Annotated in this window: 19 protein-coding genes; 11 read left to right on the top strand and 8 right to left on the bottom strand. The window is 55.5% G+C overall.

Going from position 1 to position 16,283, the window contains the following annotated elements; all coding sequences use genetic code 11:
• Window positions 1–38: 38 nt before the first annotated feature.
• The 4 genes from JOE09_RS19815 (at window position 39) to JOE09_RS19800 (ending at window position 2,730) form a co-directional block, all read left to right on the top strand.
• Entirely contained in the window at window positions 39–908 is an 870-nt protein-coding gene (locus JOE09_RS19815; RefSeq protein ID WP_205066970.1) for a DMT family transporter, read from the top strand.
• Window positions 909–1,013: 105 nt separating this feature from the next.
• Window positions 1,014–1,679 carry a DUF3313 domain-containing protein gene (locus JOE09_RS19810; RefSeq protein WP_200544852.1) on the top strand — a complete coding sequence of 222 codons (666 nt, stop codon included), beginning with the start codon at window positions 1,014–1,016 and terminating at the stop codon, window positions 1,677–1,679.
• Window positions 1,676–2,446 carry a MipA/OmpV family protein gene (locus JOE09_RS19805; RefSeq protein WP_205066969.1) on the top strand — a complete coding sequence of 257 codons (771 nt, stop codon included), beginning with the start codon at window positions 1,676–1,678 and terminating at the stop codon, window positions 2,444–2,446. The genes JOE09_RS19810 and JOE09_RS19805 overlap by 4 nt, the downstream gene beginning before the upstream one ends.
• Window positions 2,447–2,577: 131 nt before the next feature.
• Window positions 2,578–2,730: a hypothetical protein gene (locus JOE09_RS19800; protein WP_205066968.1), complete on the top strand. Its 153-nt coding sequence runs from the start codon at window positions 2,578–2,580 to the stop codon at window positions 2,728–2,730.
• Window positions 2,731–2,887: 157 nt separating this feature from the next.
• On the opposite strand, the gene JOE09_RS19795 is transcribed toward JOE09_RS19800, so the two are convergent.
• Both JOE09_RS19795 and namA read right to left on the bottom strand, forming a co-directional pair.
• Window positions 2,888–3,499, bottom strand: a complete 612-nt coding sequence (locus tag JOE09_RS19795) for a TetR/AcrR family transcriptional regulator (protein ID WP_105591865.1) — start codon at window positions 3,497–3,499, stop codon at window positions 2,888–2,890.
• 154 nt (window positions 3,500–3,653) lie between these two features.
• Window positions 3,654–4,730: an NADPH dehydrogenase NamA gene (gene namA / locus JOE09_RS19790; protein ID WP_205066967.1), complete on the bottom strand. Its 1,077-nt coding sequence runs from the start codon at window positions 4,728–4,730 to the stop codon at window positions 3,654–3,656.
• A 113-nt stretch (window positions 4,731–4,843) separates the two neighbouring features.
• On the opposite strand from namA, the gene JOE09_RS19785 reads away from it, so the two are divergent.
• On the top strand, window positions 4,844–5,245 hold the full coding sequence (locus JOE09_RS19785) for a winged helix-turn-helix transcriptional regulator (protein ID WP_200559130.1): 402 nt from the start codon (window positions 4,844–4,846) through the stop codon (window positions 5,243–5,245).
• A 40-nt stretch (window positions 5,246–5,285) separates the two neighbouring features.
• The gene (locus tag JOE09_RS19780; RefSeq protein ID WP_239553195.1) at window positions 5,286–5,843 is read left to right on the top strand and encodes a histidine phosphatase family protein; all 558 of its coding nucleotides are present in this window, start codon (window positions 5,286–5,288) and stop codon (window positions 5,841–5,843) included.
• 55 nt (window positions 5,844–5,898) lie between these two features.
• Here JOE09_RS19780 and JOE09_RS19775 read toward each other — a convergent pair whose 3' ends face one another.
• The 4 genes from JOE09_RS19775 to JOE09_RS19760 all read right to left on the bottom strand — a co-directional run bounded on the left by JOE09_RS19775 (window position 5,899) and on the right by JOE09_RS19760 (window position 8,726).
• On the bottom strand, window positions 5,899–6,375 hold the full coding sequence (locus tag JOE09_RS19775; protein WP_205066966.1) for a nuclear transport factor 2 family protein: 477 nt from the start codon (window positions 6,373–6,375) through the stop codon (window positions 5,899–5,901).
• A gap of 56 nt (window positions 6,376–6,431) precedes the next feature.
• Window positions 6,432–7,001 carry a TetR/AcrR family transcriptional regulator gene (locus tag JOE09_RS19770; RefSeq protein WP_205066965.1) on the bottom strand — a complete coding sequence of 190 codons (570 nt, stop codon included), beginning with the start codon at window positions 6,999–7,001 and terminating at the stop codon, window positions 6,432–6,434.
• Between the two features lie 333 nt (window positions 7,002–7,334).
• On the bottom strand, window positions 7,335–7,727 hold the full coding sequence (locus tag JOE09_RS19765; protein WP_205066964.1) for a VOC family protein: 393 nt from the start codon (window positions 7,725–7,727) through the stop codon (window positions 7,335–7,337).
• A 129-nt stretch (window positions 7,728–7,856) separates the two neighbouring features.
• Entirely contained in the window at window positions 7,857–8,726 is an 870-nt protein-coding gene (locus JOE09_RS19760) for a LysR family transcriptional regulator (protein WP_239553194.1), read from the bottom strand.
• Between the two features lie 148 nt (window positions 8,727–8,874).
• On the opposite strand from JOE09_RS19760, the gene JOE09_RS19755 reads away from it, so the two are divergent.
• Window positions 8,875–9,639, top strand: a complete 765-nt coding sequence (locus tag JOE09_RS19755; protein WP_239553193.1) for an alpha/beta fold hydrolase — start codon at window positions 8,875–8,877, stop codon at window positions 9,637–9,639.
• Between the two features lie 42 nt (window positions 9,640–9,681).
• Here JOE09_RS19755 and JOE09_RS19750 read toward each other — a convergent pair whose 3' ends face one another.
• Window positions 9,682–10,569 carry an SDR family oxidoreductase gene (locus JOE09_RS19750; RefSeq protein ID WP_105591873.1) on the bottom strand — a complete coding sequence of 296 codons (888 nt, stop codon included), beginning with the start codon at window positions 10,567–10,569 and terminating at the stop codon, window positions 9,682–9,684.
• A gap of 151 nt (window positions 10,570–10,720) precedes the next feature.
• Window positions 10,721–12,025 carry an aminotransferase class I/II-fold pyridoxal phosphate-dependent enzyme gene (locus JOE09_RS19745; RefSeq protein ID WP_205066962.1) on the bottom strand — a complete coding sequence of 435 codons (1,305 nt, stop codon included), beginning with the start codon at window positions 12,023–12,025 and terminating at the stop codon, window positions 10,721–10,723.
• A gap of 363 nt (window positions 12,026–12,388) precedes the next feature.
• Between JOE09_RS19745 and cyoA the strand changes: the two genes are divergently transcribed.
• From cyoA to cyoD, 4 genes are read left to right on the top strand one after another with little or no spacing between them, the layout of a single operon-like run.
• Window positions 12,389–13,315, top strand: coding sequence for a ubiquinol oxidase subunit II (gene cyoA, locus JOE09_RS19740; RefSeq protein ID WP_205066961.1), 927 nt, complete (start codon window positions 12,389–12,391; stop codon window positions 13,313–13,315).
• Window positions 13,316–13,332: 17 nt separating this feature from the next.
• Complete coding sequence (gene cyoB, locus JOE09_RS19735; protein ID WP_205066960.1) at window positions 13,333–15,312, top strand: cytochrome o ubiquinol oxidase subunit I; 1,980 nt, start codon at window positions 13,333–13,335, stop codon at window positions 15,310–15,312.
• Between the two features lie 2 nt (window positions 15,313–15,314).
• The gene (gene cyoC / locus JOE09_RS19730; protein WP_205066959.1) at window positions 15,315–15,929 is read left to right on the top strand and encodes a cytochrome o ubiquinol oxidase subunit III; all 615 of its coding nucleotides are present in this window, start codon (window positions 15,315–15,317) and stop codon (window positions 15,927–15,929) included.
• Window positions 15,930–16,265, top strand: a complete 336-nt coding sequence (gene cyoD, locus JOE09_RS19725; RefSeq protein ID WP_200559136.1) for a cytochrome o ubiquinol oxidase subunit IV — start codon at window positions 15,930–15,932, stop codon at window positions 16,263–16,265.
• Window positions 16,266–16,283: the final 18 nt, after the last annotated feature.

Here is a 16,283-nt window from a genome sequence, read left to right as displayed (position 1 = left end):
CGTCATCTGAACCGAAGACATAAGGAACAACGACATCGATGCGTATCTGTAAAACCACCCTGGCCGCGCAGGGCGCGACTTCCGGGTTTGTGCTGCTGTGGGGATCGGCGGCGATTTTCACCCGTCTGGGGCTGGATAACGCCTCGCCGCTGGCCCTGCTGATCGTGCGTTTTAGCATTGCCCTTACCGCGCTGCTGATTATCGGCGGCCTGCGCAAAACCGCGCTGCCCGCCAAAGGAACGCGCCTGCGGGTGGCGCTGACCGGACTGATGCTGATTGGCGGCTATTCGGTGTGTTACTTCCGGGCGATGTCAGACGGCGTGACGCCGGGAGCCATCGCCACGATTATGGGCATTCAGCCGATTCTGACGCTGTGCCTGACCGAGCGCCGTTTGCAGGGGCTGCGGCTCTGTGGCCTGCTGATTGCGCTGGGCGGGCTGGTGCTGATGGTCTGGCAGAGCCTGATCGCCTCACGCCTGCCCCTTTCTGGCGTGGCCTGCGCGCTGGCCGCACTCGGCTTTATGACCTTCGGCACCCTGATGCAGAAGAAGAATCGCCAGGCACCGGCGGAGATCCTGCCGATGCAGTACGGCATCAGTCTGCTGCTGTGCCTGCTGCTGCTGCCTACCGAAGCTTTCCACCTTCGCATTAATGCCGACTTGATCGCCTCGGCGCTGTTCCTCGGCGTGCTGATCTCCGTCGTCGCGCAGCTGCTGTTTTATCGTCTGCTCAGCGCCGGCAGCATCGTGAATGTCACCAGTCTGTTTTATCTGGTGCCGGTGATTACCGCCGTACTGGATTACCTGCTGCTCGGCAACCGGCTGCCGTTATCCGGCATCGCCGGGATGGCGGCGATTCTGTCAGGGATCGTGCTGGTGTTTCGTGCGCCGCGCGTGAGGAAAATTTAATCACGCTGCGCAACGGTTCCCCCTTGACACTGCGATAATAAAATATCATAACTGTACCGTACAGTTTAGTTATTATGTTTCCAGTTATTTTAAGGAGTGAGCACCATGGCGTTAATCGCACGAAAAATTCCCTCTCTGGCCCTGTTAGCCTCCGTCGCCCTGCTGGCCGGGTGTGCGGGATCTGCACCGAATAAGTATGCAGGGCTGGACTCTTCCTCACGGCTGACGGCTAATCCGTCGGAGGACAGCGACCGTATCCCGTTCAAGTACGCGTCTCCGGTTAACTGGAAGAAATACGACAGCATCAATATCGCGCCCGTGACGATTTATCAGGGCAGCGATGGCCAGTTTAATGACGTCGAACGCTCCGACCGCCAGCAGCTGGCGGACTATATGCAGAAAAAGTTCAGCGAGGTGCTGGGTAAAAAATTCAAGGTTGTCTCTTCCCCGGCCCCCGGAACGTTGAATTTAAAACTGACGCTGACCGGTGCGGATACCACACCGCAGGTGATCGGCACCTTCACCAAATTCGATCTGGCGGGCGGACCCTACAATATCGTTCAGTCCGTCAGAGGCGGGCGCGGTCTGATGAGCGGCTATGTGAACTACGCGGTGGAGATCCATGATGCGGCAACCAATGAGTTGCTGCTGGCCTATATCGCCGAACAGTATCCTAATGCGATGAACGTGGGCGCGACCTTTGGCGCACTCAGCGCAGCCGAAACCGGCATTGATAAAGGCGCCGATCAGCTGCTGGAAAAATTACAGTGAACGCGATACACCCCGAGCCTTCTGCCGCATTCCCTTTAGCGGCAGGGTTACTTCTGGGCATGGTTACGCTCTCGACTTGCCAGGCCGCCGATCTGTCTCTGGGCATGGCGGCGGCGGGTTTTATTGTTCCCTATAAAGACACGCCCGCGAAAGTTGTGCCGTTACCGGCCGTCGGTTACGAAGACGGCACGCTTTTCTGGCAGGGAGGAAGAGGTGGATTCCATATTGTAGAAAACAGTTCGCACCGCCTGGATTTTTATCTGGGGATCGATCCCCGCCACTTCCGCCCGGAAGACAGTACGGACTGGCAAATCAGGCAGTTGAACAAACGGCGTATTGGCGTGGCATCGGGCCTGGCCTACACACTGACCACCCGAGCGGGAAGTTTCAGCACCTCGCTGGAAGGGGATGTGATTAATCACAGCGACGGCATGTCAGCGGAGGCGGCATGGTCGTATACCCTACGGCGGGACCGCTGGTCGCTGATCCCCGCGGGCGGTGTTCGTTGGGATAATGGCGCGCAAAATCGGTACTACTACGGCATCAGCGCGGAGGAATCCGCGCGCAGCCATCTTGCCGAGTGGCGGCCCGGCGACGCGTTTACGCCGTGGCTGGGACTCAGCCTGCTCTACGCCCCGGGGGACCGATTGTTGACGTACATCTCTGCACAATATGAACGACTACCCGATGAGGTCAGGCACAGCCCGATGAACGATCGCGACAGCGCTGCCATTATCACGGCCGGGTTCAGTTACCGCTTCCTTTAATTCTGCCACCACCAGGGCAATCCTGCAGCGATTCTGGCTGCAGGATTTTTTTTGCCGCCGCCGCGAAAACGGCAGCCACCGGGAGGAACCCTGGTTCTCCCGGCGGCGTGATGTGATGCGGAACAGCGTAAATGGCGGTGGGCTATAACACAGCGTGGGGATCAGATGTGGCTGCCGATGGAGAGGCAACCGGAGAGCAGCAGCACGCTGGCAATAAGATAACAATTGAGCACGATTTTCATTATTTACAACCCGTATTAAAACAAAGATACGCAGCCGCTTAATAACAGCGCTGCGGAGAAAAGTGACAGGGAAACGACGACAGATCTGAACATGGCACACCCCTTAAATAAACTGTACAGTTCAGTTTACTTATAGGGTGTAATTTGTCAATCGCCGTCTCTTGCAATCGATAAAAAAGGGGGAAACCAGAATCCCCTTCTAGCTGGCCCCTTTTACGAATAAGGTCACGGCTGCCTGTACCATCTCCTCGATTCGGCCCTCGGTCAGCGTTTCCACTTCTCTTTTCAGCAGCAGCTCATCCACTTCCGCTTTGACCAGTGAGGTAAACTGCTTCGCCCGCAGTTCCGGAGAGCTGACAGCCAATGCCCCCTGCGCCATAGACGCCTGCATCAGCACGGTTAGTGCGGTCATGCTTTCCCGTACGCCGGATTCACGAAACAGCTCGCCAATATCCGAATGCCCCGCCTCACCCACCACGACGCGATAAAGCTGCATCGCCTGGCTGTCGGTGGTTAACACGCTGAGCATGCGCCTGCCGAACACGGTGAGCTTTTCTTCCAGGCTAAGGCCCGCAGCCTCTTTCCCCGCTAATCCGCTGGCGGCCTGGGTCAGATAGTGGGTGCTGTAGGTTCTGACCACGCTTTCAAACAGCGCTTCTTTGGAAGGGAAATAGTTATACAGCGTCGCCTTAGATCCCCCGGCGCGCTTAGCCACTTCATTCATCGATGCCCGTTCATAGCCAAATTCCTGAAAAACCGCCGAGGCGGCGGCAAGAATGGCATTTCGTTTTTCATCGGTCAGCGTTCGCATTGTTTCCTCCTAAAACCAGTGTGAATGATAACAAAACCAGTGGGTTCATAATAGGAAGTGCGCTGCAAACAGAGAGTGAGATCGGGAAAACATTATTGAGGTTCGTTAGAGAGCCGTGTTCTGCAAAGGTGAACAGGCTCTCTTTACAAAGTGATTAACGCTCAACCGTGCTGGCTAACTCCGCTGCAGGCAGGCGCGGCTGCGAACGCTGCCAGCCGGAGCCGTAGCGGGTGTACTGCGGCGGAACCGGCATCACAGTGTTGAGATCGTCAGCGGCAGTGCGTGCCCAAAACGGATCTTTCAGCATTTCACGCCCCACCAGCACTATATCGGCGCGGCCGTTTTGCAAAATTTCTTCCGCCTGGCGGCCGGTTTCAATCAGGCCAACCGCACCGGTTTTGATATCCAGTTCGCGGCGCAGCAGTTCGGCGGCCGGAACCTGATAGTTCGGATAGGTGTTCACCTGCACCATCGCGATGCCGCCGCTGGAGCAGTCAATCAGATCGATCCCCTGCTCTTTCATCCACTTACCCCACAGCAGAAAATCTTCCGGGCGGTTGCCGCCTTCGGCATAGTCCGTCGATGAAATCCGCAGGAACAGCGGGCCGCTCCACTCGCGGCGCACGGCATCGATTACCTCGCGCACGATGCGGTAGCGGTTTTCCTGGCTGCCGCCGTATTCGTCGGTCCGCGTGTTCGCCAGCGGAGAGAGGAACTGGTTCAGCAGATAGCCGTGGGCGCAGTGGATTTCAATCACGTCGAAACCGGCCTCGCGGGCGCGGCGGGCACCCTCACCGAACGCACGGATAACTTCTTTAATCTGTTCCACGCTCATCGCCTGCGGCACGCGGGATTCTGCGGTAAAGGGAATGGCCGATGGCGCAATGGACGGCAAATCGATCCCCAGCTGGCGACCGGCATGGCCAATCTGCGCACCCACTTTCGCGCCAAAGCGTTGAATGGCCGCCGTCACCCGGGACAGCCCTTCAATATGGCGATCGTCCCAGATGCCGATATCACCGGGTCCAATAGGACCATTCGGCAGCACAGCGGCGGTTTCCAGCATCACCAGGCCCGCGCCGCCTAACGCCCGTGCGCCGTAGTGAATCACGTGAAAATCGTTGGTTTCCCCGTCATCAGATGCCGAGTGCATACACATCGGCGACATGGCGATGCGGTTACGAAACTGCACGCCGTTAATGGTGATGGGTTCAAAAAGTAAAGCAGACATAGCAACTCCAAAAAGCGATTGATCTTCAGAGCGCTGAAAGTACCATAGGGTTAATTATCGTTTATACACTAAAAAAATTCATATACTTACCAAAAGGTAACTGTAGGATTGCTATGAAAAAACTACGTAACTACGACTCTGCGCCGGGCTGTTCGATGGAAGCCGCACTGCATATCATGGGTGGAAAATGGAAGGGTGTGATCCTCTATCACCTGTTCAAGGACGGTACGCAGCGGTTCAGCGAGCTGCAGCGCTCAATGCCCAGCATCAACCAGCGCCTGCTGACCAAACAGCTGCGCGAGCTGGAAGAGGATGGACTGATCCTGCGGCAGGTGTATCCTGTTGTGCCGCCGAAAGTCGAGTACTCACTCAGCGATGAAGGCCGGGAGCTGAACAAGCTGGTGCTGGATCTGAGTCTGTGGGGCCGACAGTGGCTTGAGCGCCGCGGTATGAAAACGGCGATTGAGGAAGATCTGGACGAGCTCAAAAAGGCGCTGGCCGATCCGGTGAAATGATGCGGCAGCGGTAAAAATGAATCACCAGGCAAGGATACCGATGAAAATTATTCTGATGCGCCACGGCAAACCGACGTTTGTGGGTGCGGCAAAAGTCACGTCCCGGGAGATGGCCGACTGGGTTAAGCAGTACGATATTTCAGATACGGGCGGCGACATACCGCCGCAATCAGCCATCGCATTGATGGAAAAAGAGCCGATTGCCATCAGCAGTACGCTGCCCCGCGCGATCTCCTCCCTTCAGACCCTGGGCTGCGAGCCGGTGCTGGTCGATGAAGTATTTAAAGAGGCCGAACTGCCGCTGTACCTCGTTCCCGGCGTTCGGCTTTCCCCCTTTCACTGGGCGGTGGTTTATCGCCTGCTGTGGCTTTGCGGACTTTCTCGTCAGGTTGAATCGCTGAAAATGGCGAAAGCGCGTGCGGCCAGTGCCGCAGTGATGCTGGTCGAACTGGCCCGGGAAAGCCAGCGCCCCGTACTGCTGATGGGGCACGGGATTATCAACCGCCTCATCGCCCGCGAGCTGAAGTCGCTGGGCTGGCAGGAGGAAAGCCAGCCGGGGAAAGGCTATTGGGGTGCGGGGGTGTATTCGGTTCGGTAAGAAAAGCCCCGGCCAGGACAGTCGCCGTGGGCTTTATGCGGAATAACATACGGACTTACAGTCCCAGGTCTGACAGGCTCGGATGATCGTCCGGGCGGCGGCCCAGTGGCCAGAAGTATTTGCGCTCGCTCTCTTTGATCGGCATGTCGTTGATACAGGCGAAGCGACGTTTCATCAGGCCATCAGCCTCAAACTCCCAGTTTTCGTTGCCGTAAGAGCGGAACCAGTTACCGGAGTCATCGTGCCATTCATAAGCATAGCGGACCGCAATACGGTTGCCGCCAAATGCCCACAGCTCTTTAATCAGACGGTACTCATGTTCTTTCTTCCACTTACGGTCAAGGAAGCCCTGTGCCTCTTCACGGTTATTAGCGAACTCTGCACGGTTACGCCATTTGGTATCCAGCGAGTAAGCCAGCGCGACTTTTGCCGCATCGCGGGTATTCCAGCCATCTTCAGCCAGTCGGACTTTCTCAATAGCCGTTTCCAGAGTGAAAGGCGGAAGCGGTGGGCGAACTTGTGAATCTGTCATGGTGAATCTCCTGTAGATTTTGGTTTAATGTCATGAATATTTTCGGAATACAGACCTCAGGAAGAGGCCTGTTCCAGCAAAAGCTTCGCCACGTCCCTGGCGTTGTCGGCTGCACTCGCGTCACCCATTACGTATGCCGTGGTGATCGCCCCCTCCATCAAAATCAGCAGCTGCCTGGCCATAACCGCCGGGTGTTCTACGTTCAGCTGCCCGGCCACTTCAAGGGCGTAATCCAGCAGCTTCTGTTTATGCATCCTGGCTATCTGGCGGACAGGATCATCAGGGTCCCCTACTTCTCCGGCCGTGTTGATAAACGCGCAACCGCGGAAACCCTCGGACTCAAACCAGCTTTTCAGCACGGTGAACATATTCAGAATGCGATCCTGCGGCGTTTCGCCCTTATCAGACTCGGTCCTGAACCAGTGCATCCAACGCTCGTCGCGCTCGTTTAACGCCGCTGCGGCCACGTCCTCCTTGTTCGCAAAATGGCGATAAATACTTTTCCTCGCGACTCCTGAGGTCTTAACCAGAAGGTCCATGCCTGTTGCGTGGATGCCGTTCTGATAAATGAGCTGCTCAGCGGTCTGCAGGATCTTTTCTCGGGTATTGCTCGTTTTCGTTTTCATGCCCTAAAGGTAGAACGATCGTTCTACCTCGTCAACGTATTTTTATAAAAAAGATCCTGGGATGAAGAGGCACGATAAAAAATCAAAAACAGAGCTCTGATTTTTAAGATAAAAATGAATACATCATTTTCGGGTCTGAAGCAGAAGGATTGAGGATGCAGGCGTGTTCAGGGCAGATTAAGCGGCAGTAACCAAACGGGTAAAGAGACGGGCTCAACGGTGGAGATGGCGGATCTGGCGCCGGACAGGGTGACCACAAGCGCGATCACCCTTAACGAAAAAACCGCAAAACCAATACGCTGTTGTGGCCCTGAGGGGGATGGGGTCAATCACTTACTCAGAATAATGAAACTCGATTCTTATACCGCTTGGCTCGTAGCACATCATGTGCATTGACGGCCCGCCTCTGAGGAGTGTTGGCTCAAATTCGATTTCAATGTCATTGGCCTGCAGCAGATCATGGAGCTGGAACAGCTTCTCTTTGCTGTTAACCCGCAGGGCTAAGTGATGGAGTCCGACATTCAGTTTGCGATCAAAATTAACCGGCTCTTCGGTCTGCGTTTTCCAGAGCGTAATCATAATCGACTCATCTTTCACGAAGATGGCGGGATAATCTTCACGTCGTTTAACTTCCTCCCAGCCCAGTAATTTGGTGAAAAACTCAGCACTTTCTTCAAGTTTGGATACGGCCAGGCCAATATGATGCACGCCGGTGGTCAATGACATGATCTTTGCTCTCCTTCAGTAATTGATTTGGTCGACGATGGATATGAACGGAACCGTTCTCACTTTACCTCAGTCATCATGCCCTGAGAGGTAAAACGTTTTGCGTTTCAAATCGTATATTTAAACTCTTTAGCCCTGGCCAAACCGCGCCACGCAAAAATCCAGAAAGCCGCGCAGCGCGGGCGTCATTCTCCGGTCGCGGGCGTAGAGTATATGAACGGCACGGCCGGGCAGCTGATACTCTGCCAGTACCCGTACCAGCTGGCCGGACTCCAGCTCCGCGCTCATCAGCTGACGGGGCTGCATGATGATACCCAGACCTGCCAGCGCCGCCGCGCGCAATGCTTCGCTGTTGTCGGTTTTAAACCGGCCGGTCACGGCAACGGCGATCGGGCCGTCCTGGCCATCAAATTGCCATTCGGTTCGCATGGCGGTGTGGGTGAAGATCAGGCACTGATGATTTGCCAGATCCTGTGGCGATGCCAGCCTGCCGGAAGTTTCAAGATAGGACGGCGCGGCGCAAATCACCATTTCGTAGGGTGCCAGTCGGCGGGCAAGCAGCTGGCTGTCCGGCAGTTCGCCGGTTCGGAACACCGCATCAAACCCCTCTTCGATCAGATCCGTCGTACGGTTAGACAGGCACAACTCAACGGATACCTGCGGGTTCTGCTTAAGATATTCAGGCAGCTGAGTGGCCAGCAGCTGGGTGCCGAAGGTGATCGGTGCGCTGATCCTGAGGTTGCCTTTCGGCACCGAACGCGTTTCGGCGATCAGCGCTTCGGCGTCTGCCATCTCGCCGAGAATGATTTTTGCCCTGTCATAAAATACCCGGCCGCTGTCCGTCAGGCTCTGGCTGCGGGTGGTACGGCCCAATAGCTGGATACCCAGGCTTTGCTCCAGCGCGCGGAGCTGCTTGCCGGTCAGCTGTGAGGACTGATCCAGCTCACCGGCCGCCGCCGAAATAGAGCCAGCTTCAACCACCTTGATAAACGTCCGCATGCAGGCCAGCCTGTCCATTTGAAACCTTTTATTTCAAGTTCACGTTATTTTCGGGAATTTATCGCAAAAAATTTTAAATGTACATTAACGACACATCGACAGGCTTCGCTACCGGAGCCGGATACTTCACACAATGGCAGGTTAAATCATGAAACTTCTTTCCCGTTCTCTGCTGATGGCCGCATCAATGAGCTGTTCAGCCTTCGCTTCCAACGCCGGTATTCAGGCCGTTAAACCAACGGTGGTGCTGGTCCACGGTGCATTTTCGGACGGCTCCGCCTGGAATCAGGTTATTCCCCTTCTTCAGGCTGAAGGGCTGAATGTGGTTGCCGTGCAAAATCCGCTGACCTCGCTGGCCGAAGACGTCGCCACCACTAAACGGACGCTGGACAGGCTGACAGGGCCGGTGGTGCTGGTTGGGCATTCCTGGGGCGGCGCGGTGATCACCGGGGCAGGCGTGGATGAAAAAGTGAAAGCGCTGGTTTACGTTGCGGCATTTGCGCCTTCTCCGGGCCAGTCGGTCAGCGATTTAACCCAGGGCTATCCTGTACCTTCCGGCTTCAGCCATATTGATGCGGACAGCCAGGGTTATCTGAAACTCACTCGTGAGGGCGTGGCAAAACATCTGGCGCAGGATGTCTCCGACGAGCAGGCCGGGCTGATGTTTGCCACTCAGGGACCGGTGCAGAGCCACGTCTTCGCCGAGAAAGCCAGCGCGGCGGCATGGCAGACGAAGCCGTCCTGGTACATCGTCAGCGAGCAGGATCATATGCTGGATACCGGCCTGCAAAATGCGATGGCGAAGAAAATCAACGCCCGCACCACGCACCTTGCGGCCAGCCATACGCCACAAATTTCCCAGCCGGCAGCCGTAGCAGACGTCATTGTGGCGGCGGTTAACAGTATCAAATAAGTTGAATGCGAGCGCTGTAATCACCAGCGCTCGATTTCCCTCTTACAGCGTGCCGGTGCCACCATCCGAGCACCACACCTGGCCGGACGTGTAGCTGCTTTCGACCGACGCCATCGTGACGTAGAGCGGCGCAATTTCCGCTGGCTGACCGGGTCTGCCGAGCGGGGCCGAAGCGCCAAACTCTTTGACTTTCTCCTGCGGCTGGCCGCCGCTGGACTGTAGTACGGTCCAGTAGGGTCCAGGTGCTACGGCATTGACGCGAATGCCCTCTTTACCCAGCTGTTTTGCCAGCGCTTTGGTAAAGGCGACAATACTCGCTTTGGTCTGTGCATAATCCAGCAGAATTTCGCTGGGCTTATAGGCCTGAACCGAGCTGGTATTTATAATTGACGCGCCGCGCGGAAGATATTCCAGCGCCGCTTTGGTGATCCAGAACATGGCGTAAACATTGGTTTTAAATGTCGCGTCAAAATCTTCCGTACTTAATGTGCGAATGGATTCATTATATTGCTGACGGCCTGCGTTGTTGACCAGAATATCCAGTCCGCCCAGTTTTTCAGCGGCCTCTTTTACCAGCTGCTGGCAAAATGCTTCGCTGCGGATATCGCCCGGCAGCGCAACGGCTTTCCGCCCTTCCGCCTCGATCAGTCGGATAACCTCCACCGCGTCGGGCTCCTCTTCAGGCAGATAGCCGATTGCCACATCGGCACCTTCACGGGCGTAGGCAATCGCCACCGCACGGCCAATGCCGGAGTCACCACCGGTAATTAGAGCTTTGCGCCCGGCAAGGCGACCACTGCCTCTATAGCTTTTTTCGCCGTGATCGGGCACGGGAATCATCTTACTGGCCAGCCCCGGCATTGGCTGAGGCTGTTCGACGAAGGGAGGTACAGGGTAGTCAACAGGATTAATATTCTTGTGAGTAGGCATGTATTCTCCTTCAGTTTTTCAGTGAGATTTAAGCCTGGCACAGATATTTTCATTCGCCAGTCAAAGCCCATAGAGACATATTTACTCACAATCTGATAACCGGCGTTAAATAATATTTCGTTAATTTACACCGGTTATTATTAACTATTTATTAAACATATCCTCCACCGGCCGGCGTGTGACTGGCGTTCTTCAACACGTTATTCAGCCGCTGCAATGCATTAGCAAGCTGGGAGAGATCCCGCGCGCCGCCGAGAGAAATTCGAATGCCGGACAGTACGCCGCCAACGGGTGAGAACACGTACGAGGGCGTAATTCCCAGGCCGACTTTCGCCGCCGAATGCACCAGTGAATGGGGATCGAACCCCGCCTCTCCGGCCAGCCAGACGTGCAGGCCAAACGGGCTGGAAATGATTTTTCCCGGCAGAATGCTGTTGGCTAAAGCCACGCGCTGAGCGTTTTCCTGCCGCAGTTCCTGCAACAGTTCCATCGCCGCCCCGGAGTTAATCCAGTCCGCCGTCACCGCCAGCATCAGCGGGTTAGCAATCAGCACGTTGGCACGGATAACGCCCGCCAGCGGCTCCCAGGATGTGGATTCAGGACAGATCACCCACGCCACCCGCACGCCAGGGGTCAGGCACTTCGACAGCGTGGAGACATACCAGGTATCGCGCGGTGCCAGCGTGGCAATCGGCGCAGGCGGCTCATCGGGCAGCAGGCCGTAAGGGTCATCCTCGATCAGCGTCAGGTTATGCGCTGTCAGCGCTTCCGCTATGGCTTTACGTCGCCCGGCGGAAATCGTCAGCGCCGTCGGATTGTGGATCGTCGGATTCAGATACACCACCTTTGCACCGTAGGTTTTACAGGCGTGGATCAGTCCGTCGGGGTCAATCCCCTGCTCATCCGCTGCTACAGTGACAATCTGCAAATTATGCTGGCGGGCGGCGGAGATAAAGCCCGGATAGGTCAGTTCATCCGTCACCACCACATCTCCCGGTTTGGTCAGCAGAGCAAGCAGCGCGCTGATGGCCGTCTGCGCACCCGGACAGGCGACCACCCGCTGGCTGTCGAACTCACCGAGCAGCGGTTTCAGCCACTTCACCGCCGCGCTGCGCTCCACCTGGGAACCGGCCCCCACGTGATAGGTCATCAGCGATTCCGCATCAATCGAGGACTGCAAACGTTCTAAGGATCGGCTTATCAGCGGCAGTATTTTTGCCGATCCCGGCGGAGTGTTCATGCTCAGGTCGATATGCGACAGCGTATCCGGTTGGTAGGAGATAAACGATCCCCGGCCGCTCGCCGCCTGCGTCAGGTTTCTCTCCCGCAGCTCATTGTAGGCGCGGGTGACCGTAGTCAAGTCCACCTTCAGCATCTCCGCCAGTTCGCGCTGGGTTGGCATCCGGTCACCGGGCAACAGCTCTCCGGCGTCGATCGCGGCGGTGACCATATTCACGATCTGCTTATATCGTGCCCCATTGCCCGGCTTTATTGGATAGACCCAATGCGTTTTTATCGATGTTGTCTTCTTTTTTTCGGCAAATGACATAGATCACCCTTTAAAATACCCATACAAAAGAGTATAAAAAGCGCCTGTTGTTGCAAATAAAATGCATTTAATCGCTATCTTGTATGGATTTTGTTGGCATATAAACACAAAACCAAAAAGAGGATAACAAATTGATAACAGGGTCGACTAAGAATGGTGTGGAACAGATAAACGTAAAAACGCTATCTGAGCACCGCGTATTGCCAGAAGGATACAACATTTCGCCTGCGGAACTCTGCATAAATGCGAAGAAATTATAGGGTATTCAGGATGTTGAAGAACACAATAAAATCAGTTAAGGCAATGATTGTTCTGGCAATTATTCCCTTAATGACCGGCTGTAGCTGGACGCTGTTTAACTCCAAAGGACAGGTAGGTAAGGAACAGGGAAACCTGATTATCACCGCGATCCTGCTGATGTTGATCGTGGTTATCCCGGCAATTCTGATGACCTTTGCCTTTGCATGGCGCTATCGCGCAGGGAACAAAAAGGCGAAATACACTCCGGAATGGGCGCATTCCACCAAAGTTGAAGTGGTTGTCTGGGGAATACCGCTGATCATTATCATCGCGCTGGCAATTATTGTATGGATAAGCACCCACCGCCTCGATCCCTACAAGCCGCTTGAGTCAGCCAAACCGCCTCTGACCGTTGAAGTGGTCGCCACCGACTGGAAGTGGGTGTTTATCTACCCGGAAGAGAACATTGCCACGGTTAACGAGCTTTATATTCCGGTCGACCGTCCGGTTTCCTTCCAGATCACCTCTGACTCAACGATGAATACCTTCTTCATTCCGCAGCTGGGCGGCCAGATTTATGCCATGGCAGGAATGCGTACCCAGCTGAACCTTATCGCCGATGAAACCGGGCAGTTTGACGGCATCTCCGGCAATTTCAGCGGCCCGGGATTCTCGGACATGAAGTTTATCACCCACTCGACCTCCGACGGCGATTTCCAGCGCTGGGTCAGCGGGATTAAAGCGCAGAACCATCCGCTGAGCTTCAGTGGCTTTAAAACGCTGGCCCTGCCTTCCGAAAAACACCCGGTTGAACACTTCTCAAGCATTGAGCCGGGGCTGTTCCAGCGGATTATCGACCAGTACATGGACTCCGGCATGGATCGGCACGCAGATGATGCGCATTCAGGCATGAATATGGGTTCAGCCGAAATGCCTGTGAACCACGCAGGCGAATAAGAACGATGGAGCAAGCGATGTTTGGCAAATTAACACTTGATGCAATCCCCTATCACGAACCCATCGTCATGGTGACGGTGGCCGCCATTATTCTGGGCGGCCTGGCGGTGGTGGCCGGGATTACCTGGTTTAAAAAATGGACCGTGCTGTGGAACGACTGGCTGACCACTGTTGACCATAAACGCATCGGCATTATGTATATTTTCGTGGCGCTGATTATGCTGATCCGTGGTTTTGCGGATGCGATTATGATGCGTACTCAGTTGGCAGTGGCCGGTGGCGGCAGCGAAGGTTTCCTGCCGCCCCATCACTACGATCAGATCTTCACCGCTCACGGGGTGATTATGATCTTCTTCGTCGCCACGCCGTTTATTACCGGGCTGATGAACATCATCATGCCGCTGCAGATTGGCGCGCGCGATGTGTCGTTCCCCTGGCTTAACGCGCTCAGCTTCTGGCTGTTTGTCGGCGGGGTGATTCTGGTCAACCTGTCACTCGGCGTCGGCGAATTCGCCCAGACCGGTTGGGTGGCCTATCCGCCGCTATCGGGGATCAAGTTCAGCCCCGGGGTGGGGGTCGATTACTATATCTGGAGTCTGCAACTCTCGGGGCTGGGTACGCTGCTGACCGGGGTGAATCTGTTTGTCACCATCCTGAAAATGCGCGCGCCGGGCATGAAGCTGATGACCATGCCGGTATTCACCTGGACCACCCTGGTGACCTGCGCGATTATCGTTGCCGCGTTCCCGATCCTGACGGCGGCGCTGGCGATGCTGACGCTGGACCGCTATCTGGATATGCATTTCTTCACCAATGAACTGGGTGGGAATGCGATGATGTACGTGAACCTGATCTGGGCCTGGGGCCATCCGGAAGTGTACATTCTGGTGCTGCCCGCCTTTGGCGTGTTCTCGGAAGTCACGCCCACTTTTGCGCGCAAAAAACTGTTCGGCTACACCTCCATGGTCAGCGCCACGGTGGCGATCGGCATTCTGTCGTTTATCGTCTGGCTGCACCATTTCTTCACCATGGGCTCCGGTGCCAGCGTTAACGCCTTCTTCGGCATTATGACCATGATTATCGCCATCCCGACCGGGGTGAAGATCTTCACCTGGCTGTTCACCATGTATCGCGGCAATCTGGTCTTTACCACACCGATGCTGTGGGTGCTGGGTTCGCTGGTCACCTTTACCGTCGGCGGCATGACCGGCGTGCTGCTAGCTATCCCCGGCGCGGACTTCCTGCTGCACAACAGTCTGTTCCTCGTGGCTCACTTCCATAACGTGATTATTGGCGGCGCGCTGTTCGGCTACTTCGCAGGCTTCGGCTTCTGGTTCCCGAAAGTCTTCGGCATTCAGCTGAATGAAAAACTGGGCCGCTACTCGTTCTGGTGCTGGATAATCGGCTTCTATCTGGCCTTTATCCCGATGTATATCCTCGGCTTTATGGGGATGACCCGCCGCCTGAACCACTATACCAACCCGGACTGGGGACCCTATCTGAAGATCGCGGAAGTCGGTGCCTTCTTTATCCTGTTCGGCATTCTTTTCTTCCTTGCGCAGATCTACGTCAGCGTGCGCGATCACTATAAACAGCGGCAGCAGCCGTGCGCGGAAGATCCGTGGGACGGCCGCACGCTGGAGTGGGCCACCGCCTCGCCACCGGCGTTCTATAACTTTGCCGTCGTTCCGCATGTCGACAGCCTCGACTACTGGCACGAAGCGAAGAAAAAAGGACTGCCGCCAAAACCGGCTAAATACGACGCATTCCAGATGCCGCGCAATTCCGCTTCACCGTTTGTGGTGTCGATGATCGGCACGCTGCTGGGCTTCGCGCTGATCTGGCATATCTGGTGGCTGGCGATCTTTTGCGTATTTGGTATGGCCGCCGGCGTCTTTATGCGCGTCTACGACCAGGACATTGAGTACACCGTCACGGCGGAAGAGATTGAAAAGATCGAAAACCAGCGCATTCATTCAGTTACGGAAAAGGCTTAACTATGAGTAGTCACACACTCACTCCGGCTCTGCATCATCAGGCAGAGCATGACCACGAACATCACGATCACGGCACCAAACTCGGGCTGTGGATCTATCTGATGTCCGACTGCATTCTGTTTGGCAGCTTTTTCGCCACCTACGCGGTGTTGAGCGATGCGTTTGCCGGCGGGCCAACGCCGAAGGACATCTTTGAGATCCCCTACGTTCTGACCGAAACCTTTATGCTGCTGCTGTCGAGCATCACCTGCGGTTTCGTGATGATCGCCCTGCGCCAGGGGAAAAAGAATCAGGTGCTGTTCTGGCTGGCCGTGACCTTCCTGTTTGGCCTCGCCTTTGTCGGGATGGAAATCAACGAGTTCCACCATCTGATTGAAAACAATGCCGGTCCCGATCGCAGCGCCTGGCTGTCGGCGTTCTTTACTCTGGTGGCCACCCACGGCCTGCACGTCAGCATTGGCCTGATTTGGATGGGCATTATGATCCACCAGATTATGACCCGGGGGCTGGGGGGCAAAACCACCCTGCGGCTGGAGTGCCTGAGCCTGTTCTGGCACTTCCTCGATCTGGTCTGGATCTGCGTGTTCACCGTTGTTTATCTGCTGGGGGTATATTAAATGAGCAAGGCGGTTTTACATTCCGACAGCCACGATAGCGGCAGCTATAAAAGCTATATCACCGGCTTTGTACTCTGCGTAGTGCTCACGCTGATCCCTTTTATGCTGGTGATGTATCCGGTTGGCCCGCGCTGGGTCACCATCACCCTTTTTGTGGTCACGGCGGTGGCGCAGCTGCTGGTACAGCTGGTTTATTTCCTGCATTTAAATCGTAAGACCGAGGACGGCTGGAATCTGGCAAGTTTTGTTTTCACCCTGCTGATTCTGTTAATCATTATCGGGCTGTCAATCTGGATCATCTGGAGTATGCATTACCACATGATGATTAACCGATAATAAAAATGGCCTGTTGTT

This window comes from Pantoea coffeiphila, from assembly GCF_016909495.1.
GTDB classification, from domain to species: domain Bacteria; phylum Pseudomonadota; class Gammaproteobacteria; order Enterobacterales; family Enterobacteriaceae; genus Erwinia; species Erwinia coffeiphila.
This window is presented reverse-complemented; position numbering and strand designations above follow the sequence as displayed.